The sequence below is a fragment of the Bacillus siamensis genome, from assembly GCF_051628075.1.
GTDB classification, from domain to species: domain Bacteria; phylum Bacillota; class Bacilli; order Bacillales; family Bacillaceae; genus Bacillus; species Bacillus siamensis.
Genome location: NZ_CP155579.1, coordinates 3,797,115 through 3,819,372, shown reverse-complemented (window position 1 = coordinate 3,819,372; position 22,258 = coordinate 3,797,115). Strand labels below are relative to the sequence as shown.

At 41.2% G+C, this 22,258-nt stretch carries 20 protein-coding genes; 19 read left to right on the top strand and 1 reads right to left on the bottom strand.

Annotation, left to right across the window (positions count from 1 at the left end):
- Positions 1–157 precede the first annotated feature (157 nt).
- The 13 genes from ABDB98_RS18925 to ABDB98_RS18865 all read left to right on the top strand — a co-directional run bounded on the left by ABDB98_RS18925 (position 158) and on the right by ABDB98_RS18865 (position 13,709).
- Positions 158–1,363 carry an ornithine--oxo-acid transaminase gene (locus ABDB98_RS18925; protein WP_438420994.1) on the top strand — a complete coding sequence of 402 codons (1,206 nt, stop codon included), beginning with the start codon at positions 158–160 and terminating at the stop codon, positions 1,361–1,363.
- A gap of 223 nt (positions 1,364–1,586) precedes the next feature.
- Positions 1,587–2,987, top strand: a complete 1,401-nt coding sequence (locus ABDB98_RS18920) for an amino acid permease (RefSeq protein WP_438420993.1) — start codon at positions 1,587–1,589, stop codon at positions 2,985–2,987.
- A 73-nt stretch (positions 2,988–3,060) separates the two neighbouring features.
- The gene (gene rocF, locus ABDB98_RS18915) at positions 3,061–3,951 is read left to right on the top strand and encodes an arginase (protein ID WP_438420992.1); all 891 of its coding nucleotides are present in this window, start codon (positions 3,061–3,063) and stop codon (positions 3,949–3,951) included.
- Between the two features lie 130 nt (positions 3,952–4,081).
- Positions 4,082–5,197, top strand: coding sequence for an aspartate phosphatase (locus ABDB98_RS18910; RefSeq protein WP_269774011.1), 1,116 nt, complete (start codon positions 4,082–4,084; stop codon positions 5,195–5,197).
- Positions 5,184–5,318 (top strand): hypothetical protein, encoded by a 135-nt coding sequence (locus ABDB98_RS18905; protein ID WP_438420991.1) that lies wholly within the window; start codon positions 5,184–5,186, stop codon positions 5,316–5,318. The genes ABDB98_RS18910 and ABDB98_RS18905 overlap by 14 nt, the downstream gene beginning before the upstream one ends.
- 46 nt (positions 5,319–5,364) lie before the next feature.
- Positions 5,365–5,838, top strand: coding sequence for a GNAT family N-acetyltransferase (locus tag ABDB98_RS18900; protein ID WP_438420990.1), 474 nt, complete (start codon positions 5,365–5,367; stop codon positions 5,836–5,838).
- A 545-nt stretch (positions 5,839–6,383) separates the two neighbouring features.
- Positions 6,384–7,133, top strand: coding sequence for a hypothetical protein (locus ABDB98_RS18895; RefSeq protein ID WP_438420989.1), 750 nt, complete (start codon positions 6,384–6,386; stop codon positions 7,131–7,133).
- A gap of 10 nt (positions 7,134–7,143) precedes the next feature.
- Complete coding sequence (locus tag ABDB98_RS18890; RefSeq protein ID WP_438420988.1) at positions 7,144–8,307, top strand: hypothetical protein; 1,164 nt, start codon at positions 7,144–7,146, stop codon at positions 8,305–8,307.
- A gap of 320 nt (positions 8,308–8,627) precedes the next feature.
- Positions 8,628–8,798, top strand: a complete 171-nt coding sequence (locus ABDB98_RS18885) for a hypothetical protein (RefSeq protein WP_438420987.1) — start codon at positions 8,628–8,630, stop codon at positions 8,796–8,798.
- A 153-nt stretch (positions 8,799–8,951) separates the two neighbouring features.
- Positions 8,952–9,122 carry a CxxH/CxxC protein gene (locus ABDB98_RS18880; protein ID WP_004393147.1) on the top strand — a complete coding sequence of 57 codons (171 nt, stop codon included), beginning with the start codon at positions 8,952–8,954 and terminating at the stop codon, positions 9,120–9,122.
- An 80-nt stretch (positions 9,123–9,202) separates the two neighbouring features.
- Positions 9,203–9,682 (top strand): 23S rRNA (pseudouridine(1915)-N(3))-methyltransferase RlmH, encoded by a 480-nt coding sequence (gene rlmH / locus ABDB98_RS18875; RefSeq protein WP_088037193.1) that lies wholly within the window; start codon positions 9,203–9,205, stop codon positions 9,680–9,682.
- Between the two features lie 389 nt (positions 9,683–10,071).
- Positions 10,072–12,735: a Z1 domain-containing protein gene (locus ABDB98_RS18870; protein ID WP_438420986.1), complete on the top strand. Its 2,664-nt coding sequence runs from the start codon at positions 10,072–10,074 to the stop codon at positions 12,733–12,735.
- Positions 12,735–13,709, top strand: coding sequence for a PD-(D/E)XK motif protein (locus tag ABDB98_RS18865; protein WP_438420985.1), 975 nt, complete (start codon positions 12,735–12,737; stop codon positions 13,707–13,709). The genes ABDB98_RS18870 and ABDB98_RS18865 overlap by 1 nt, the downstream gene beginning before the upstream one ends.
- A gap of 35 nt (positions 13,710–13,744) precedes the next feature.
- On the opposite strand, the gene ABDB98_RS18860 is transcribed toward ABDB98_RS18865, so the two are convergent.
- On the bottom strand, positions 13,745–14,236 hold the full coding sequence (locus ABDB98_RS18860; protein WP_438420984.1) for a hypothetical protein: 492 nt from the start codon (positions 14,234–14,236) through the stop codon (positions 13,745–13,747).
- Positions 14,237–14,503: 267 nt separating this feature from the next.
- Between ABDB98_RS18860 and ABDB98_RS18855 the strand changes: the two genes are divergently transcribed.
- The 6 genes from ABDB98_RS18855 to ABDB98_RS18830 all read left to right on the top strand — a co-directional run bounded on the left by ABDB98_RS18855 (position 14,504) and on the right by ABDB98_RS18830 (position 22,254).
- On the top strand, positions 14,504–15,805 hold the full coding sequence (locus tag ABDB98_RS18855; protein ID WP_438420983.1) for an HNH endonuclease: 1,302 nt from the start codon (positions 14,504–14,506) through the stop codon (positions 15,803–15,805).
- A 456-nt stretch (positions 15,806–16,261) separates the two neighbouring features.
- Positions 16,262–17,395 (top strand): DNA cytosine methyltransferase, encoded by a 1,134-nt coding sequence (locus tag ABDB98_RS18850; RefSeq protein ID WP_438420982.1) that lies wholly within the window; start codon positions 16,262–16,264, stop codon positions 17,393–17,395.
- Positions 17,396–17,405: 10 nt separating this feature from the next.
- Positions 17,406–18,650, top strand: a complete 1,245-nt coding sequence (locus ABDB98_RS18845) for a DNA cytosine methyltransferase (protein WP_438420981.1) — start codon at positions 17,406–17,408, stop codon at positions 18,648–18,650.
- Between the two features lie 898 nt (positions 18,651–19,548).
- A complete protein-coding gene (locus tag ABDB98_RS18840) occupies positions 19,549–20,562 on the top strand; it encodes an FUSC family protein (protein ID WP_438420980.1) in 1,014 nt (337 codons plus the stop codon).
- A 61-nt stretch (positions 20,563–20,623) separates the two neighbouring features.
- The gene (locus ABDB98_RS18835) at positions 20,624–21,637 is read left to right on the top strand and encodes an XdhC family protein (protein ID WP_438420979.1); all 1,014 of its coding nucleotides are present in this window, start codon (positions 20,624–20,626) and stop codon (positions 21,635–21,637) included.
- Complete coding sequence (locus tag ABDB98_RS18830; RefSeq protein ID WP_438420978.1) at positions 21,634–22,254, top strand: NTP transferase domain-containing protein; 621 nt, start codon at positions 21,634–21,636, stop codon at positions 22,252–22,254. The genes ABDB98_RS18835 and ABDB98_RS18830 overlap by 4 nt, the downstream gene beginning before the upstream one ends.
- Positions 22,255–22,258 lie beyond the last annotated feature (4 nt).

Sequence of the window (22,258 nt, the reverse complement as noted above, 5' to 3'; positions counted from 1 at the left end):
GCTGAAGTTTGCACGCAAACTGCCGGAAAATTTTGCAGGAAGAGAAAGAATGCTGGCGAAATATCCCGTTTTTTCGGATTGGCACGGAACTTGCTTTATAAAAAGGGAAAGCAAGATCTTATGTTGAATGATATACAAAACAAGGGGGAATCAGATTATGTCAGCTTTCACAAAATCTCAAGAGATTATCAGCCAAACTTCACATTACGGCGCGAACAACTACCATCCTCTTCCGATCGTTATTTCTGAAGCGCAGGGTGTTTGGGTAAAAGACCCTGAAGGCAATCAATATATGGATATGCTCAGTGCTTATTCTGCCGTGAATCAGGGACACAGACATCCGAAGATCATTCAGGCGCTGAAGGATCAGGCGGATAAAATCACTTTGACGTCACGCGCGTTCCATAACGATCAGCTCGGCCCGTTTTATGAGAAAACAGCCAAGCTGACGGGAAAAGATATGATTCTGCCGATGAATACGGGGGCGGAAGCTGTTGAATCCGCTGTCAAAGCGGCGAGACGCTGGGCCTATGAGGTCAAAGGAGTAGAAGATAATCAGGCGGAAATCATTGCGTGTATCGGCAACTTCCATGGCAGAACGATGCTTGCGGTATCCCTTTCTTCAGAAGATGAGTATAAACGCGGTTTCGGACCTATGCTTCCGGGTATAAAATTAATTCCATACGGAGACGCGGAAGCGCTGCGCCGGGCGATTACGCCGAACACAGCCGCTTTCTTATTCGAACCGATTCAGGGAGAAGCGGGCATCGTTATTCCGCCGGAAGGATTTTTACAAGAAGCGGCCGCTATTTGTAAGGAAGAAAATGTGCTCCTGATTGCTGATGAAATTCAAACGGGACTCGGCCGGACAGGGAAAACATTCGCGGTTGACTGGGAAAATATCGTACCGGATATGTTTATCTTGGGCAAAGCGCTCGGAGGCGGTGTCTTCCCGATTTCGTGCATCGCGGCGAACCGTGATATTCTCGGCGTGTTTAATCCGGGTTCCCACGGCTCGACATTCGGCGGAAACCCGCTCGCTTGCGCGGTATCGCTCGCATCTCTTGAAGTCCTTGAGGAAGAAGGACTGGCAGAGCGTTCCCTTCAGCTTGGCCGGTATTTTAAAGAAGAGCTTGAGAAAATCGATAACCCTATCATAAAAGACGTGCGCGGACGCGGCCTGTTTATCGGCGTGGAACTGACTGAAGCGGCCCGCCCGTACTGTGAAAAGCTGAAAGGCGAAGGGCTTTTATGCAAAGAAACACATGATACCGTGATCCGTTTTGCACCGCCGTTAATGATTTCCAAGGAAGACTTGGACTGGGCAATCCAAAAGATCACAAACGTGCTTCAAAACGCGTAAAAACTTGATATGGCGACGCTTTCCCTCAGCTTGTATGGAATTAACAAATAAAAAATTCAGCACACTCTATTTGCGCGGCGACAGTATTTTAGTATAATGTATCTTTATGTACGAAAATGAATTTCATATAACTTTCATATACAAATAGAGGCTCTTTGGACAGCAAATCGGTTTCAAAGCACCGGCTTGGTTCCAATACAAGTTGCTGAAGGGGTGCAGAATAGTGAATACAAATCAAAAAGAGAATCAGCTTCAGCGCACAATGAAATCGCGCCATTTGTTTATGATTTCATTGGGCGGAGTGATCGGCACCGGGTTTTTCCTGAGTACCGGATTTACAATCAACCAGGCGGGACCGCTGGGCGCGGTTCTGTCTTATCTGGTCGGCGGTTTTATTATGTTTTTGACAATGCTCTGCTTAGGCGAGCTTGCGGTTGCCCTTCCTGTATCAGGGTCGTTTCAGACGTACGCCACCAAATTCATCAGCCCCGCTTTCGGTTTCGCATTCGGCTGGCTGTACTGGCTCGGCTGGGCGGTGACATGCGCCATTGAGTTTTTATCTGCGGGACAATTGATGCTCCGCTGGTTTCCGCATGTTCCCGTATGGGTGTGGTGCCTCGTGTTTGTCGGGCTGATGTTTCTTTTGAACGCCATTACCACAAAAGCGTTCGCTGAGTCGGAATTTTGGTTTTCCAGCATTAAAATTTTAGTCATTCTGCTGTTTATTGTTTTGGGAGGCGCCGCCATGTTCGGCCTGATCGATCTGAAACACGGCGAGCAGGCACCTTTCTTCTCTCATTTTTATGAGGATGGATTGTTTCCGAACGGCATGAAGGCGATGCTTGTTACGATGATTACCGTAAACTTCGCGTTCCAGGGAACGGAGCTGATCGGGGTTGCCGCGGGAGAAAGTGAAAACCCCGAGAAAACGATTCCGCGCTCTATCCGGCAGACGGTATGGAGAACGCTTGTCTTCTTCGTTCTTTCCATCATCGTCATTGCCGGCATGATTCCGTGGAAGCAGGCGGGAGTGGTCGAAAGCCCGTTTGTCGTGGTGTTTGAACAAATCGGAATCCCGTATGCCGCCGATATCATGAACTTTGTTATCTTAATTGCGCTGCTGTCAGTGGCCAACTCAGGCCTGTTTGCATCGACGCGTATCCTATATGCCATGGCGAACGAAGGACAGGCTTTTAAAGCGCTCGGCAAAACAAATAAACGCGGCGTGCCGATGAACGCGCTGATCGTGACGCTGGCCGTCGCCTGTCTGTCGCTGCTGTCTAAAGTGGCAGCGCCGGAAACCGTTTATATGTTTCTCTTATCATTAGCCGGACTAAGCGCGCAGGTCGGCTGGATTACGATTTCTTTGTCGCAGCTGATGTTCAGACGGAAATACATCCGAGAAGGCGGCAAAGTGAAAGACCTTAAGTTTAAAACACCGCTGTACCCGGTGCTGCCTATTGTGGGGCTGACGTTAAATACGGTCGTTTTGATCAGTCTCGCATTTGATTCAGAACAGCGGCTCGCCCTTTATTGCGGCATCCCGTTCATGGTGGTGTGCGTTATCGTCTATCATCTGTATGTAAAAAAGCATAAACAGTCAGAAAAACAGATAGAGCTTTAAATCTTTTCGTGTCCAAGTCATCTTTGAGAAACCCGCACAGGACAACATACAACATGTTGAGGTGGAAAAACGGATGAACAAGAATATCTCAGTTATTGGAATGCCGATGGATTTAGGACAAGCACGACGCGGAGTGGACATGGGCCCGAGCGCCATCCGCTACGCGCATCTCATTGAACGGTTATCTGACATGGGGTATGCGGTGGAAGACTTAGGCGACATCCCCGTCAATCGTGAAAAACTCAAAAATGATGAAGAGCTGAAAAATCTGAACTCTGTGCTTTCGGGGAACGAGCAGCTCGCCCACAAGGTGGACAGCGTCATTGAGAATGAGCGGTTCCCTCTCGTCTTGGGCGGCGATCACAGCATCGCGATCGGAACGCTGACAGGAACGGCCAAGCATTATAAACAGCTCGGCGTCATCTGGTACGATGCGCACGGCGATCTAAATACGCTGGAAACATCGCCGTCAGGCAATATTCACGGAATGCCGCTGGCCGTCAGCCTCGGCGTCGGGCACGACACATTGGTGAATCTGGGCGGCTATGCTCCGAAAATCAAGCCGGAAAACGTCGTCATCATCGGCGCGAGATCGCTCGACGAAGGCGAGCGTGAATACATTAAGGAAACAGGCATGAAGGTTTATACGATGCATGAGATTGACCGCCTCGGCATGACGAAGGTCATTGAAGAAACCATTGACTACCTGTCAGACTGTGACGGCGTTCACCTCAGCCTTGATCTCGACGGCCTCGATCCGAGCGACGCGCCCGGCGTAGGGACGCCTGTCGTCGGCGGCATCAGCTACCGTGAAAGCCATTTGGCAATGGAAATGCTGCATGATGCCGACCTTATCACCTCAGCTGAATTTGTCGAAGTCAACCCGATCCTCGATCACAAAAACAAAACCGGCAAAACAGCGGTTGAGCTGGTGGAATCTTTGTTGGGAAAAAAACTATTATAAAATATGCGCCTCCGCACCTGCGGAGGTTTTTTTATTGCCACGAGGAAACTAGCGGGCTGTCACCCTCTTTTTGACCCTGTAAATATGATATATTTATTACACAAAATGGGAAAGGGAGGTGTCCTGACAGATGGCTGAGGTGATGGCCCACGAAACTGTTGCGAAAAAAATCAGTGACTGGTATGAAGAAATCAAAAAGCACAACACCGAATCGGCTGAGGCGTTAAGAGAACAACTGCTTACAGATCTGCAAAATATGACACAAAATCAAACGGTGCTCCTTTATTTTAATTTAATTGATTCCCGCTATAAGCTTTTGATGGAAGAGTATGAGAAAACAGACGGCATTTTAAAAACGATCCAGCTGACCGCCGATAAAGAAAAAACAGACCAGATGATTCAATACTATTATTACTTTTTTTCCGGAATGCACGAGTTTTACCGAAAACGGTTCATGAACGCCATTAATTTTTACAGGATTGCTGAAAGCAGGCTCCGGCACATACCGAATGAGATTGAAAGAGCCGAATTTAATTATCAAGTGGCGATTGCCTATTATGAAATCCGCCAAAACTACTTTGCGATGAACCATGCGGAAAAAGCGTTAGAGATCTACAAAGCCAACGAAATGTACGCGGTCAGAGAAGCACAGTGTTTAATGGTGATCGGCTGTAACAGAATGGACCTGTTTCACTACCAGAAAGCTGAAGAGCTCCTGCAGACGGCAGTCCATCAAGCCGCCAAAGCGGGCGATCCGCACATTGAAGCGCTCGCCCACTTTAACGCAGGCATTTGCTATGAAAGACAGGAGAAATTGGAGGAGGCGCGAGTCGAATTTGAAATGGCTCTCGATCAAAAGGAGCATTTGCGATCAGCGTATTCGGTGCGGAGTCTGTACATGCTGGCCAGAGTATTATTGAAGCAGGAACAGACGGATGAGGGCCGGTTTTGGCTGCATAAAGCGCTGAATGCCGCAGAAGACAAAAACGAGCCCGTATATACCCAAAAGCTGCGCATCTTACAGCATGTATTTATTGACCACAGTGAAGAAGCACTTGAATCAGCTTTCGCCGAGTTAAGAAGGAAAGAGCTGTGGAGTGACGTTTCCGATTTATCGTATCAGGCCGCAGCGCATTTTAAAAAACAGGAGAATTACAAACTGGCGGCGAAGTATTTTCAGGAATCAATTGATGCCAATGACCAAATTTTGAGATTGACGGAGGGGATTCGTAATGAAAACATGTAAATTCATTGTACTCTCAGCAGTTTTGGCAAGTCTCATTTCGATTGGATTATTTGCGCAAACTGGTTCAACGGCACAAGCCGAACAAATCATAAAACCGGCAGAAAACGGAGCCTTCGGATAATACTTCATGAACCGCTTTCAGTCTGTGTTTTGTAAGGAGTGATTCAATGGCTATCACGCTGCAGCCGATGACAGGACAAGAATTTCAGTCCTATCTCGCTCATTCAACAAAGCATTACGCTGAAGAAAAGATAAAAGCAGGAACGTGGCTGCCTGATGAAGCGCCGGAATTAGCGGAGCTGGCGTTTGAAGACCTGCTTCCTGACGGCCTGGAAACGGCCGATCACTATTTATGGACGCTGACATTGGACGGTAAGGAAAATGCCGGCTGGCTTTGGCTGCACGCAGATCCGGACCACCCGCAGCACGACGCATTTATTTATGATTTCGGCCTTCATCCGCCTTTCCGCGGCAAAGGCTATGCAAAAGAGGCACTCGCAAGGCTGGAGGACAAAGCCAAAGATCTGGGTGTCCGCAAGATTTCTCTCCATGTGTTCGCTCATAACGAAACGGCGCGGAAGCTGTATGAGAAGACGGGATTCCTGGAGACCGATGTGATTATGAGCAAAAAGCTGTCATGAAAAGAGGCCCGCACGATGGGCCTCTTTTGTTATTCATTTCCCGGGCAATGGCGGTAAGTTTTTGGACGGGCTCCGTATTGATAGCTAAATAAAATCGCGGCGTTTCATCGGCATTAAGCTGATCCGCCTTTAGGCAGAAAACCTCTGCCGAGCTCACGGCAGGGAGACGCCTCTGATCAGCCGTCCTCCTTCATGGCGCCGACGGTCTCTTCAATCGGCACCCGCCGATCAGCCAATGCAGATCATAAAGGTGCTTTTCCGACAAGCTCTTCATTCAATTCAATCCACATAGATCACCCCGAGATGAACGGCATGACTCACTCTGGCTGCCGTAGCCCTTCCTGCATGCCCATGCACTGCACCCTAACCCCAATGAGGAAACCGCAACGACCCGATGGTTATGTATTTGATAAGGCGATTATGCATATATTTTACTATTGTTATAAAATTTTTAAAAATCTGTAAATTGACTATTTTTTTATCACAATTCCGTCATATAATGCAAATGTGGAAAAATTATACTTTGAGAAAAGAGGCGAAGTAATATGTGTAAAAAGCTCTTCAAAGCCGTCCTCCCGTTTGCCCTGTCGTTCACCATGGTTCTGTCGTTCTCCGGTACGAATGTGAAAGCGAAAGAAACAGAAGCAGCCCGCTACGCAAAAGAAATCGCAGAGCTTCAGCAGGGCACGACCCCGCAAGACATTCTCCGATCCGCCAAAGAGCTTGCCCAGCAGAAGCACGTTTCAACAGAAGCGATTCTCAAGCAGTTTCATCAAGAAATCACAGCAGATAAGGTGCAAGGAAATGTAATCGCTTCCAAAGACGGGCTCTCTGCAATGGGCGGATCATCAGGCACAAAAAAACTTCCGAAAAGCACAAAAGGCAATATTTATTACACGAACTCATACACGGCTTATTACAACCACGGGCATGTCGGCATGTATTCATCCGCTGATAAAATTGTCGAATCCGTGCCGGGAGACGGCGTCCGCCAGATTGCTTATAACGGAAGAGAAGTCGAAGACAATTCAATCGTCCAGACCGTGAAAGTCACTGATGCCCAAAAACAAGCCGCCGCTGACTGGGCTGTATCAAGAGTGGGTGATGAGTACTCCTTCAACTTCGTCAATAACAGAAATACGGGCCATGAAGGCGCCAAAAACTGCTCAAAACTGCTGTGGTCGGCATTTCTTTTAAAAGCCGGGATTGATATCGACTCTAACGGCGGCTTAGGCGTATATCCGCGCGACATCACAAGCTCGTCTTACACGACCACGATTCTGACCATTCACTAAGGGGAACAACGTGAAAAAAATCATCTGGATACCCTTAGTGATCATCCTTGCCGCAGCGGTCTTATGCTTCTTCTATTTCCGCACGGTAGAGCCTGCGGAGGTTGATAGGGAAACATTAAATGACCCTGATTTTCTGAAAGATAAAGAAGCGCTGCTGTATTTCTCCACTGCGGCTGACCAAGACATGTTCGGCGGCGGAAAAAGCTATGCCCTCTTCGCCGATCAAAAGGGGCGGCTCTCTTCTTATCAAATGAAGGGGCTTGAGCTCGGATCGGCCAAAGTGCATGACGGCAGCGTGCTGCTGGAGGACAAAAAAGGAATCTACACCGTTCAAAATGGTCTTCACACATATAAAAGAACGTATCAGCATACGGGAGACAGCGCGGGGTATATCGAACGGACGAAAGGCTTTTACACGCTGTACAATTCGGGCTACGACAAGAGCGGCGGCAGCTACCGCTCAGAGCTGTACCGCCAGATTGACGGCAGGTGGAAGCAAGACGTCATCCCGCACTATATCCGCGCCTCAGGCTTTTTTAAAGATCATCTTTTCGCACTCACGCCGACAGATGACGAAAAAGGCTATCACATACAAGACATTCAGGCTGATAAAGAAAAGCTCCATACAAAATCAATTGCGACATGGACGTATAAAGAAGGCACGTCTGTCGAATCCCAGCTCGCCGCGGACGACATCGCCGTCTGCTTTGTCACCAGAGGGGAAAAAGCAGACCGCATCTATCAAATGGTGAAAGTTATGAGAAAGAGCGGCGCGATCAAAACATATGACATCGCCGCTTATAAAAATGACGAACAGACTATCTATGACTCCATGCCGTTCAGCTTCAAAAAAAGCTTTTTCATGGAGCAGCGCAGCTTCTATTTCGTTGACGGCTTCGGTACCGTCTACCGCATCAACCCTGAGACCGGAAAAAGCAAAAAGGCCTTCACCCTCCCTGCATCACGAATGAAAGCCGACTTCAAAGACCTGACGCATCAAAACGGAAAGCTGTATCTGTTCACATACAGCTACAAAAAGCCCGCCAAAATTGAATCCTTCGACCTGAAAACGGGCAAAAAACTGAACGACCGGACCATCCCCAGCCTGAAAGACATCATCACGCCGAAAAGCCATCTCAAGCTGTATGATGTGCAGGTGATGGGTGGGTTTTGAAGAGTATAAATATTTCGGAAGAGCTTGCCGCTTTTGGTAAGCTTTTTATAATGAAATGTTACTGCAAGAAAGAAGGTGTTTATCTGAAATCATTCAGTATTTTCTTATTGTTGTCCATAATATGTATAACCATTGTTTTTGTGATGATGAATATGTTAATTGGATACCCTGATGTGAGCAGCGGAACATTGATGATGATTGTATATATCGTTGTGACCCTCATAATTAGGCTATATAGCAAGAAGAAAGCCGACCGAACATAGAAATAGAGGAATTTGCACCGTAAGAGCAGAAGACAGTCAGGTGAAGGAGGGAAGCCGATGAAGAAAAAGCTTACCGCGGTAACCGTCACCATTCTCCTGGTTTCCGTGATAACCAACTCTTTTTTAAACGGCGGAAAGCCGGACTGGATTGACGTATGCTGTACGCTGCTGGCGTGTCTATTAGGAATTCTGTTCGTCCTTCGCTTAGAAAAAAGAGAAAACACGTAAAGAGCCGGATGCTGCAAACGCCGGCTCTTTTTGCGCGTGATTTGCCGAATTGTGGATAAAACTCAGCCCGAAGCACTACTAACATGTGTATAAATAGGTTATATTGAGAAGAGAACAATTGCCGCGCGCAAAAGAAAACCGGAGGATGTAACAATGAAAACTGCTTATTATTCTTGTGAAGAACATATTGAAACCGTGCTGGACATGTACATAGATGATCATGAGCTTCCGCCCGAAATCAGAAAAATCGAACATACTAACAGTTTATCCACAGCCTGTGAATTATGTGGGGACACTGCTACATATCTAGTAGGGAACGAATGATCCTACACAAAATACAGAAAAGATATCCACAATTGTGGACAACATATATGAATAACTTGTTTCTAAAGTGGGGATGACCTGTGAATATCAATATTGTGACCATTGGAAAGCTAAAAGAAAAATACCTCAAGCAAGGCATTGAAGAATACAAAAAACGACTCTCAGCCTACGCAAAAATCGACATCATCGAACTCCCGGACGAAAAAGCTCCGGAAAACCTGAGCGACCAAGACATGAAAATCGTCAAAGACAAAGAAGGCGAACGCATCCTGGCCAAAATCAGCCCGGACACCCACGTCATCGCCCTCGCCATCGAAGGAAAAATGAAAACATCCGAAGAACTGGCCGATACAATAGATAAGCTGGCGACTTATGGAAAAAGCAAAATCACCTTCGTCATCGGCGGCTCACTCGGCCTAAGCGACACTGTCATGAAGCGCGCAGACGACAAACTGTCATTCTCTAAGATGACATTTCCTCATCAGCTCATGCGGCTGATTTTAGTGGAGCAGATTTATCGGGCGTTTCGGATTAATCGTGGGGAGCCTTATCATAAGTGAGTGGGACTTTACAATTTAATAATAATGAATAAAGAACTTCCATTCACGAGTTTGTAAGGGATATTTTTGATCAAGAGATACTTATTTGATTTTACAATTATTCCAGAAGAAAAACTAGTTGGTAGATTCTTATTTATGTTAAAAGTTATTTATAATCTTCTTTTTCTATTTTGTGATCAAATTTCTCTTATACATAAAACCTAAAATGTTTTTTTCGTGTGCATAACTCTAGTTATTAAATAATATTAGCTTGTATTACCAACAGTTCTTTTAAAAAAGCTCTAGCTAGCTACACCCTGCATATATCAATTCCTATATTTGGGAGGTATTACTAACCCTTGTGTAGAAATAGTTATAAAGACTTATTTACTATATAGGGGTGAATGTCATTGTTGTTATTTTCCTATGTCAGAATAGCGAAAAGCATTAAAGATGCACTTAATTGTTCAAATGAAGAAGCAGTGAGCAGCTCTTCAATTCCAGAGGAATATAAGCTGCGGGTTTTGACGGAGTTACAATCAGAGGATGTAATGGATGTTCGGGATGTACAAATGGTTGAGGATAGGCAAAGAGATCATGTGGAATGGTTGTCTAGGGTTGATAGAGCAGAGTGGTATTACTGGCCGAGACTTAGGAATTATTTAATAGATCAAAAAAATTGGCCACTAGCTACTGTAAGATCAATAGATAGATCTACTGATAGGATCCTGGGGGCCATGGAAAATCCAATTGAAAGAGACGAATTTAACACAAGGGCTTTAGGTGTAGGTTTTGTACAAAGTGGAAAAACAGCAAATTATTCGTCTTTAATAGCAAAAGCAGCTGATACTGGTTATAGACTTATTATTGTTCTGGCAGGTATACACAACTCTCTTCGATATCAAACACAAGTTAGACTTGATAAAGAACTAGTTGGATTAATCAGCGGTCAAACGGTTGGTGTAGGTTATCCGAGGCCAGATAAACTTTGGCATACTTTCACAAAAGCAGATCTAATAAACGGTGAATTTAACCCAGGAAATGCCAGTTATACTGCATTAAATGGGAGTAACCCTGTCTTAGTAGTAATAAAAAAGAATGGACCTGTATTAAGAAGGTTAATCGAGTGGTTAGAAGGTTCTCAAGATTCTACAAAACGCAATTTACCTTGTTTAATTATTGACGATGAAGCAGATCAAGCATCAGTTAATACAGGAGGTAATAGACCACACGACTGGGATCCTGAGGAACAAATTGATGTAGATGAGAACCCAAGTACAATAAACGAACTTATTCGACAACTGTTAAATTTATTCAGTAAAAAAGCATATATTGCATATACAGCAACTCCTTTTGCAAATGTACTAATTGATCACGAGGCTCAGGATGCGATAGCAGGTAGAGATTTATACCCTCATTCTTTTATAATGGCACTTCCTCGCCCACATGGGTATTATGGTGCTGAAGAGATTTTTGGCTCTTTAGAAAACAATACCGACGGAATAAATATTATTCGTAATGTACCTAGAAGGGATGTTTCTCAGCTAGTGCCTGCAAGCAGAAGAGAAGTCGAAACATTTCAACCTAATTTAGCAGAGACATTAAAACAGGCAATAATTGATTTTATTCTTACCGGTGCAGCTAGATTGAAAAGAGGCCAAGGGGATCAACCTACCTCAATGCTAATTCATACTAGTTATAGGACACAAATACAGGAAAGATTAGCTGAATTAGTGCGGGCTTATCTTGATAATATGAGAGATGAATGGAGATATAACAGGGATGAAAACCCTTTCGCTCAAGAATTATCTGGAAGATGGGATAGTGAATTCAGACCGCTTACAAGATCAATTAATATTGATTACGATTTTTCATTTGACGAAATATTTGATGAGATTTCTACATTCTTAGAACAAGTCACTGTAAAAGAACTTCACGGTAATTCTAATGATGAGGTTAATTACGAAGTCGAGCCTAGCCTTAAAGCAATTGTTATAGGAGGAAACCGCTTGTCAAGGGGGCTTACGTTAGAAGGGCTTCTAATAAGTTACTTTGTACGAAATAGCCAACAGTACTCTTTCGATACATTAATGCAAATGGGTAGATGGTTCGGGTTTAGAGAAGGCTATTTTGATTTAACTAGAATTTATACTACTCGTCAATTAGCTAGGTGGTTCCGTGACTTATCAATAATAGAAGCTGACTTACACCGAGATATTTCCCGTTATGAAAATGAAGGTTTAACACCCTTACAAGTTGGGGTTAGAATACGTCAGCATCCAGCAATGTTAGTTACTAGTCGCTTGAAAAGTAGATCTTCACAAGTGGTTAATGCTTCTTTTAAAAATAAATTGGTTCAAACAATAACATTCCCGTTTGCTGATTCTGAATGGTTGTTCGAAAATATTGAAATTACAAGAGGGTTTTTATCTTCATTAGGAACGCCTCATGTTATGGATAATTCCAATAAACCGTTATGGTCTAACGTTGATTCAAGCTCTATCATTGAATTCCTAGAAAATTATAAGACTGATCCTAAAGCTACTATTGTCAGAGCAGATATGTTAAAAGAGTATATTATTAGACAAAATGAATGCGGAGAATTAACTAATTGGACAGTAGGGGTCCTTGGAAGAAACACTTTAGATCCAGAAATGGATAGAGTTGATTTAAATATAAGTGGAATGGATGCCATCAATTTAATTAAAAGATCAAAGTTAATCGGTTTCGATTCTCTTGGTGCAATTGTCTCAAATCAAGACCATGAAATTGGATTGACACAAGATGAAATAGCACAAGCTGATATCATTAAAAGAGAATTGAATGTTACTAAGAATGAAGCACTTAGACACATTCGTTCAAACCAAGAAGGTGTGCTACTAATATATCCAATTAGCAAGTATTCATTAGTAGACGAACATGATGATCTGAAAGGAAGTAATCTAAATAGAGAGGCAATTTTCAGTAATGCGGAAGAAGGCGAACATATTATTGGTGTTGCATTAATTTTCCCTAACTCTACTACAGCGGCAACTGTAGAATATGTAGTGGGTACTGTGGGAGCTGAAATATAATGAGAGTAGATGTCACAGAGGTTAGTTGGAAAAATATTGTAAATACAACCCCGCAATTCCAAAGACTAAGTACTGAAATTGATGTATTAATTGGGGTAGATCATAATATGTTGCGACATATACTAGTGCCAATAACCTATCAAAACGAATCTTTTACTGACCAAAGAAGCCGAGGTATATCAGTACACAATCGTCGCTTAGTTGTTGAAGATTTTCCTGAGTCTCTCTATCTAGATGTAACTTGCAATTATAAAGATGCAAACAAAACATTTAATTTAGTTATATCAGATATAATAGAGTTACTCCATACAGGGTTGTCTCCTAACGAGTCTGTAGTTAGAACTCTGAGTAAATGGAGACAATTCTGGTCTGGTGGACAAAGAAGAATACTCACTGAAGAACAAATTAAAGGTTTGTTTGGAGAGATGTGGTTCCTACTATTCTGGTTATTACCAAAAGGGGTTAATATGATTGACCTATGGTCTGGCCCTTCTGGATCAATACATGATTTTGAAAATGAATCTTATTCGGTTGAAGTTAAGACAACTCCTTCAATTAGAGGTCATATTCATAAAATAAATGGATTAGATCAGTTAGACCCACCAGGGAGTGATCAATTATTTTTTTACAGCCTTCGTCTAAGAAGGGAACAAACGGCGTCTAATTCATTACCTACTCTTGTAGAAAGAATAAATGAAATTTTAAGGAATGATCCAGTGTTGATTAACCAGTTTGAAAGTAAGTTAATTCAAGCAGGGTATTTCCATGAATTAAGAGAAGAGTACGCCCAGTATCGATATAGGGTTGTTGATGAACGAATGTATAATGTAAATGAAAATTTTCCTAAGCTAACCTCGAGCATTTTTCAAGAGGGTGTCCTAAATGGTATAGAGAGAATTGAATATGACATTAATCTTGAGGTTTGTCCAGATTTAGTAGTGAGTACCTCACCTCAAAGTTGGACTCTTAAATAATTTTTAAAAAAGGGGGGTACTCAGTTTCTCCCTTTTTATGGTCTTAAATAAATTATTTTTGCATCATTTATTAGCTTCTGGGTTATAGACAGGTTCCAGGCTCTAACTCTACTATGCCACTTTCTGTATTTTAAAAACTGACCCCAATTCAATTCAATGATTTTATCCAACAGATAGTTTTCATTGATTATTACAATTATTACATACTCAAACCTTGGTGGCTCAGGCATAATTGAATTCGGTTCATTTAAGCCATAAAAAACACCAGTTGTCTTGCCAGTTGTTGACTTAATACTATACCTCTCCCCATTAATACTAATAGCATCAATGTTTTGAGTACCAACAGGAGCAAATTGTAACTTAGGTAGTCCTACAGTCCTGCTGTAGTAATTAATAGCATAATATTCACCAAGGTCACCTAAGAAGTTTTTGCTTCTAATTATTTTTCTTTTTTTTAATTGGTTTATTACGAATCCATACGCCTCTATTAATTTTTCATCTGTTAGTTTTTCTATTTCCATCATCATAAGTTATTACCCCATCCCTAATTCCGTTTTGAAAAGATTTTAGTCTAAAGGATTTTTTTTCATTTTAACATCAATTGAATAAATATTGGTGTTTTTTTAAAAAAGCCTCTTAGTTGTATAGTTAAACAAATAAAACTGGATTGAGCAACAAAAAACATAATAATTTATAAAAAATATTGAAATAAAACAGCTTTAATGTGTATAATCTTAATTAACAGCTGTTTTAATTTTTTTTAATATGTTTAATGATATGAGGAGGCGCTTTATATGGTATCTGTCAAAGAAAGCTTGCTATTAATAACTGAAATTACAGGTTTTTATAATATTTCAGAGAACCAACTATCAAAGGTTCTTGAGATTGATCTTGAAAAAGAAGAGGACCTTACTGATAGTCATTTGATGTTGAAGGAAATTATGAATCCAAGCAAATTAATTGGACTTTTAGAAAAAAAGGGTCACCTTCTAACACCAAGTGCTAGACAAAAGGTGTATCAAAATGTGAAAGATAAATATGAAAAGCTAAAAATGAAAGAGAGCGGGTTAGTTTTTGGAAAAGTACTACAATCTAATGAATTGGGTATTCGTCCCAATGGTGAAAGGGCAGGTTCTTTTGCATTAATAGCTCAACAAGTTGCCAAAGATTTTTTCGGAGAATTAACCACATCTGAACTAAATCCGAAAAAGAAATTTACTGTTAAAGAAAGTAATAGCGAGGAGGTTCATAATTTTAATTATGATTACCATAACAGTAAAATTGTTGAATCAAAACCTAATGGCCGAAATGAATATCGCATGTATTCTGGTTACATCAAGAATTTAGATCCTGATGATATTATTCTAATGATTGAATCCCCTGATTCAAGTGAGGACTATATAGTTGGGTGTATTCAACCTGAAAGTCCAAATTATAATGAAATCATGGATTTGATCAAAAAATATAAAGTAGGAAGAAGTTTATCTGCTTTGATTCCATCATTAGAGCTTATTTCCAAAGGCGTTACATTCACGGAAATGTTTGAGGGGACTGAGTTGCCAAGTTTAGAATCCAGCCCATTAGATGATGGAGAGGTGATAGATGAGAGACTGGGTGTGGAGCTCCCAACAATATTGTCTCCGGAAGCATTAGCTGAACTATTAAAGAAAAGTTTGGAGACGGATGGTATAGATCGCACTGTAACCCTTCTTAAGAAAATAAAAAGGGATCGTCGTTTCCGTAAAGCAGTGTTGGAAGCGTACAATTTCAAATGTGCTGTTACGGGGCAATCTATTGTATACGGAGATGCAGTAAATGTTCAAGCTGCTCACATTAAAGGGAAAGAATATGGAGGATCAGATAATCCTACTAACGGACTCTCACTTTCCTTAGATCTTCATTGGGCGTTTGATCGTGGTTTTTTTGCAATAAATGATGATTTCACTATTCAGGTGCATGAAAAGATGCAAGAGAATAAGATTTTACAGGAAATTGATCGAAAAAAATTACTTTTGCCACAAGATAAGACTCTATGGCCCAATTTAGAAATGATTAAATACCACAGAGAGCACATTTATGGGAAATTTATAGATTAGAGGGAAATTCCGTAAGTTGGTATACAACTTACGGTCTTTTTGATGCGCGTTCAACTCTCATTTTAAATATATATATAAATGTGGTTCTTATGTTCCAACTCTATCCCATTGTTATAGTTGGATTGAAAAGATAGTATAAGAGAGGTGATAGGATGCAGAAGTTCAACCTAAAGTTAGATGAATCAATATTGCAATGAGATCTTTGGAGTGAAGAGCCGGGATAGAATGAAGTTAAATTCGAAAATCCTGAAGAATTTTATGAAGTTGCTGTAAATCTGTTTGATGGAATAAAAGTATTACTCAAATTCCAGGTGGAAAAGATTAACAACCTCTTTTTCATTTATTAGTGTCAAAATGATGTCGAAAAGTGTTATTATAAGCTTTGGCTATTGCATATATAATAAAAAAAATTTAAAATAAAAGGGAATATACGTTCGTAGAATGGAGGATAGATCTATGAGTGAAAAACAATTAAATGTACTAGATCTATTTTGTGGTTGTGGAGGTTTATCACAGGGGTTTCTAGATGCTGGTTATAATGTCATGCTTGGTGTTGATTTTGAAGAAGCGGCGTTAAAAACCTTTAAATATAATCATGAATCGTCAGATGTTTTATTGGCGGATCTTTCCAAAGATGAGGCTATACAAGAAATTGCTGATAAAATTGGGGACCAAAAAGTTGACATTGTTATCGGAGGGCCACCCTGTCAAGGATTTTCATTAACAGGATCACGAGATATAAACGATACACGAAACACCCTTTACTTAGCAGTCGTTAAAGCTGTAAGGAGATTTAAACCTAAAGCATTTTTGATTGAAAATGTACCAGGGATTGCAACATTATATAATGGTACTGTTAAGCAGCAAATAATAAATACCTTTGAAGATATGGGATATAATGTGTCAGTTTCACCTAAACCTTTATTAGCAGCTGATTACGGCGTACCACAGATGAGAAAAAGAATGTTTTTTGTGGGAATAGAAAAGGGATATGGATCTTTTGAATTTCCAGAACCAACTCATACACCAGAAAGATATGTAACCTGTAGTGAAGCGATCAGTGATTTACCAAGTAGAGATGAAGAATTTGGAGAAGAGGTTGATAACTATGAAAAGAAACCTCAATCGCTATATCAAGAATTCATGAGACAAAACAGTAAAAAGCTTCATAATCATGTTGCTACAAATCATACGGAACATGTTAAATGGGTTATAAGTCACGTTCCTGAGGGTGGCAATCATAAGGATTTACCTCCTGGTATTGGTGATAGCAGAAAGTTCAATGAAGCTTGGACTCGATATCACAGTAAAAAGCCTTCACGAACAATTGATACTGGCCACAGAAATCACTTTCACTACAAGTATAATAGAGTGCCAACAGTTAGAGAAAATGCAAGGTTACAATCCTTTAGGGATGATTTTGTCTTTATAGGCACTAGAACTCAACAAAATAGACAGGTAGGAAATGCAGTACCACCTCTTTTATCCCTCAATTTGGCCAAAGCCATACTTCGACATTTTGATGATGTGAAAAGCGGGCGTAGAAAAGTTAAAGACTTAGAACAATTGAACTTGGAATTGAATATATAAAGGTGATATTATGACTAAACTAAATACGTTAGAGTTATTTGTTGGTTGTGGAGGACTCTTAGACGGCTTTGAAAAAACGAAGCATTACTACACAGTTGCTAGTGTTGAATGGCAAAAATATGCCTGTGATACTCTAATAAATAGATTAAAAAAGACATATAATTATGAGGATGCTGAAAAAAGAGTTCTTCATTTTGACATTCAACGAACAGAAGAATTAATAAAGGGATGGAAAGATGATGAGGTTTATGGATCGCATGTTGGTCTAGACTCTATAGTGAATAATAGGAAAATAGATTTAATTGTTGGTGGCCCTCCTTGTCAAGCATATTCAGTTGCAGGTAGGATCCAAGATAAAGATGGTATGACAAATGATTACAGGAACTATCTTTTCGAAAGTTACTTAAAAGTTGTTAAAGTCTACAACCCTAAATTGATTGTCTTTGAAAATGTTGAAGGTATGTTGTCGGCAGCTCCAGATGGTGAAAATATAGTTGATAAAATAAAGCGAGGATTCAATGAATATGGCTTTGACATTATTGACGATATTAAAGGTCAAGCTTTACTCGATTTAACTCAATTTGGTGTTCCACAAAAAAGGAAAAGGGTAATACTAATTGGTTTAAATAGAAGATATTTTGGTGGGAATAAGACAGAAAATCAAAAAACACTTCAGTTCTTTTACAACGAAATTCTAACTAGATATAAATCTGGAAAAATTTATACAGTTCGTGATGCAATAGGAAAGCTTCCTAAGTTAGTACCTTCACCAGAAGACTATAAATTAGGACGTCGGAAATATTCACATGTCCCACCTGAATCGAATTATAATGGGCATTATCCAAGATACCATAATAGAAGAGATATGGATATATTCAGGATATTGGCAGAAGATATTAATAAAGGAAATAATAAATACCTATCGACTGAAAATCTAAAAAAGCTTTATACTGAAAAAACAGGTAAAACTTCAAATATTCATAAATATTACGTGCTAAGGTGGGATCAGCCTAGTAATACAATACCAGCTCATTTGAAAAAAGATGGACTTAGACATATTCACCCAGACCCTATTCAGTCCAGGTCAATTACCGTTAGGGAAGCAGCTAGACTACAAACCTTTGATGACGATTTTGAATTTATTGGTAGTATGGTTCAAAATTATGAAATGATTGGGAATGCAGTTCCGCCCGAATTCAGTAAGAGATTAGCTAGTGCTATATACGATCTATTTGAAGAAAAAGGAATGAGTTGAATTAATCATTCCTTTTTCAAATATTATTCTATTTTCTTTGAAATATTTAAGCTGTTATCACCATTAAATGGCTGTGAATAATGAAATTTTCCATATTTAACACATACAACATCACACAAACGGGAATATGAGAGCTTCTCGTTAGTTGGTAAGTTACATGGGACTCTTTATCGATCCGAGTTATTTAAAAAGCGCCTTTACAAGAACAAATCATAAAATTACATCTCTAGAAGATAATTTATCAATATTTTTATTGATAGTTGTAGGGTAAATCAAATGTATATAAGATGAATAGGCCACTGATTTAGCAAGTCTGTATCGTTAAGTAAAATAAACACATATTATATATTTGATTAAGTAGCAGGGCGTTTCAAAGACAAAGGGTCTTTGAAACGTCCTGTTTTTATTATTACAAAAAGAGAGATGTTAAATGAAAACAACATCAGCAAAACATGTCAACATAGTTTTGGTAAAGTTAACTAGAGAGAGTAGCATTTTTTATAATAAGAGAAGTAATCGCTAGCCGCAGCATGGGGTAAAACCGGGAGGGCAAAGGCACCTACTAGGAATACCAAGGCTGCCAGCTTCACTACGGTTAGCTTCATTCTGTATTGCATAATTGATCCTCCTCCTTTGGTTGCCATACTAACAAAGGCATTCTGCTTCTTAAACCCTTACCATATAAAATGATAAAAAATTCACCCAATTTCATCACATTAACCAACGAGGTTTGTATGTTTCCCTTCGAAAGTCATAGGAGAGTAGAGTTCATATCTGATGCGAAGTTATCAAGGAGGGTAGAAAGCAAACTCTTTTCGCATTTCCCATATATCAGTATAAATCCCTTTGCGCAACGGAAACCTAGTGGAAAAGGTTTCGGAAAAGGAGGGGGCGTGTGATGAAGAAAAGTAAAAAAAATCAAAATAAAACATCCTTGGTTTGGAAGATGGCGATTGCCTCCGCGGTTTCTTGGGAAGCGGCAAAGCTGGCGGGTTCTAAACACCCGTATTTAGCGCCTTTGTCCGTTATATTATGTTTGCAATCCACCATAGATCAGTCGGTTCGATTTTCTTTTCATCGGATTGCGGGAACGGTCATCGGAATCATGTTAACCTCTTATCTTGTCAGTTACTTACAAATGAATGGCTGGATGCTGGGGCTGTTACTATTAGGCGGGACGTACGTTGCAAAGTGGTTACGAATAGATGAAACGGTTCTGCATCAGGTAGCCCTCACCATTTTATTGGTATTTACGTTTGAACGACACTCTAAAGATTATGCAATGGATCGGATCATCGATACGGTGATCGGCGTCGTCATTGCGATTCTGGTTCATATGTTCCTTTTCCCGCCGGACTATACAAAAAGGGCAGCGGACTCTTTTCAAACATTGGCTCATCAGCTTTCTGACACACTTTCAGACCTTTCCCAATGGGTTCAATCAGAGTGGGGACAAGGAAAAGGGAAGCTCATGGAAGATAAAGTGAATAACCTTCTGCAGGAGCTGCATACGGCAAAAGAGATGCTGCAAACAGCCTCTGAGAGCTTGAAATTCAACCCCATCAGAAAAAAACATAAAATCACTCTTGCAAGATATCAAACAGAGATGCAAAAGATGAATGCTGGATATGAGTATATATCCAATGTCGTGAAAACGTTAAAAGAATGGGAAAAAGAAGGAGACTTATCTTCGAGTGACAAAAGGGAGCTGGGCAAAGATTTACAAGTGTTAAGTGAATTTTTTGCGGATTTTAAAGGAATACAGCAGGGTGAAACAGACAATTGGAAACAGAAGGAACAGAACATGTTATTGGAATCTCTCCGTTCCGATATGCAGTCGCACCCGCAGCCGAGTCAGGTCTATAAAGACTCTTTTTTTTTAGAAACGAAGAAATTGCTGAAGAGTTTGTAATGTTCTCCGGAAAAAAAGAATATGGATATACAGATGATCAGGTAAAAGCGGGGGAAATCAAATGGATGATATACACCGGATTTTGGATGTCATCGGGGCTTCTGCAAAAGCTAAGGTACTGGCTACCATCATTAAAACAGAGGGGTCCGCTTATAAGAAGGAAGGGGCCTCCATGTTAATTTTAGGGGACAAAACAAGAGTCGGAATGTTATCCGCCGGCTGTCTGGAAGAAGATCTTGCTGAAAGGGCAGAGCAGGTCTGGGTTGCGGGAGAGCCGTTGATTGTCCGCTTTGATATGAGTGCGGAGGACGATTTATCCTGGGGGCAGGGCGTTGGCTGTAATGGTGTTTTGACGGTGTTGCTTGAGCCTGTAAAAGGAGAATTGGAACGAAATCTGATAACAGTCAAGACATGCTTAGATGAAAAAAAGTCTGTGACCCGAGTGAAACGATTCACTGAAATGTTAGAGCCGAAGGAAGATCTGTATATAGCTGAAGACGGCAGAGTGTTTGGAAACGGGGATATGGAACAAGGCTGTATTCAAAAACTGAGACAGACGGAAAAGGGAATCAAAAGGGATGAACATACATCTGATTTATTTTTTATCCATCAGATGGTTCCAAAACCTTGTCTATATGTCTTCGGCGCAGGAGAAGATGCAAGGCCGCTCGTTTCGTTGGCGGCTCGTGCGGGCTTTCATGTGACGGTGGTTGACTGGCGTCCCGCTTTATGTCATCACGGCCATTTTCCTGAAGCCGGCCGGTTGATTACAGGAGCACCGGAAGAAGTCATAGAAGGCCTGAGCATGACCCAAAGGGATTTTGTTGTCATTATGACGCACAGCTTTCAAAAAGATCAGATCATTTTACATACGTTAAAAAACAAGAATGTGTTTTATAAAGGTGTATTAGGCCCCAGAAGGCGCACCGAGCGGCTATTAGGCGGAGCAGAGATTCCAGAGGATATTCATTCCCCCATTGGGCTTTCCATCGGGGCACAAGGGCCTGAGGAGATTGCTGTGAGCATTGTTGGCGAGATGATTAAAGAAATGCGAAAACAAAGGCCTCGCTTATGAAAACAGCAGGCATTTACCTGGCAGCCGGTACAAGCAGACGCATGGGGACGGATAAGCGCAGTTTATTTCTCAATGGCGTCTCCCTCGGAAGTATGGCGCTTAAACATGCCCTGTTATCTGAATTAGATCATATCTTCGTTGTAACGAGAAAGGGAGATTCACTGCATTGGCTTTCGGATTTTTTCTTTTTAGATCCCATCTCAAATAAGTGGAGCCAGGCGGAATGTGAACAAGCGGGTAAGGGCCAAGGCCATTCTATACAATGCGGTTTACAAAAAGCGGCAGCGTATGAGGCTGACGCTGTTATCATTCTCCTTGCAGATCAGCCGTTCGTCACCGCAGATATTATCAATACGTTAATTGATTCCTATCAAAAGGAGCGCCACTATTCATTTATCGCCGCTGAAAATCAGCATCTTCCTATGCCCCCCATTTTATTCTCAAATCAATGTTTTCCAGTCTTGCATCAGTTAAAGGGAGATCAGGGCGCCCGGCACGTGATCCGTGAAAGTATGATCAAGACGGGGAAAATGATCAGCTTTCAAGACCCTTTGCTTTTTTATGACGTAGACACGGTTGAAGATTATACTTTCCTGCTGAATAAATTCGGGGAGTGAATGA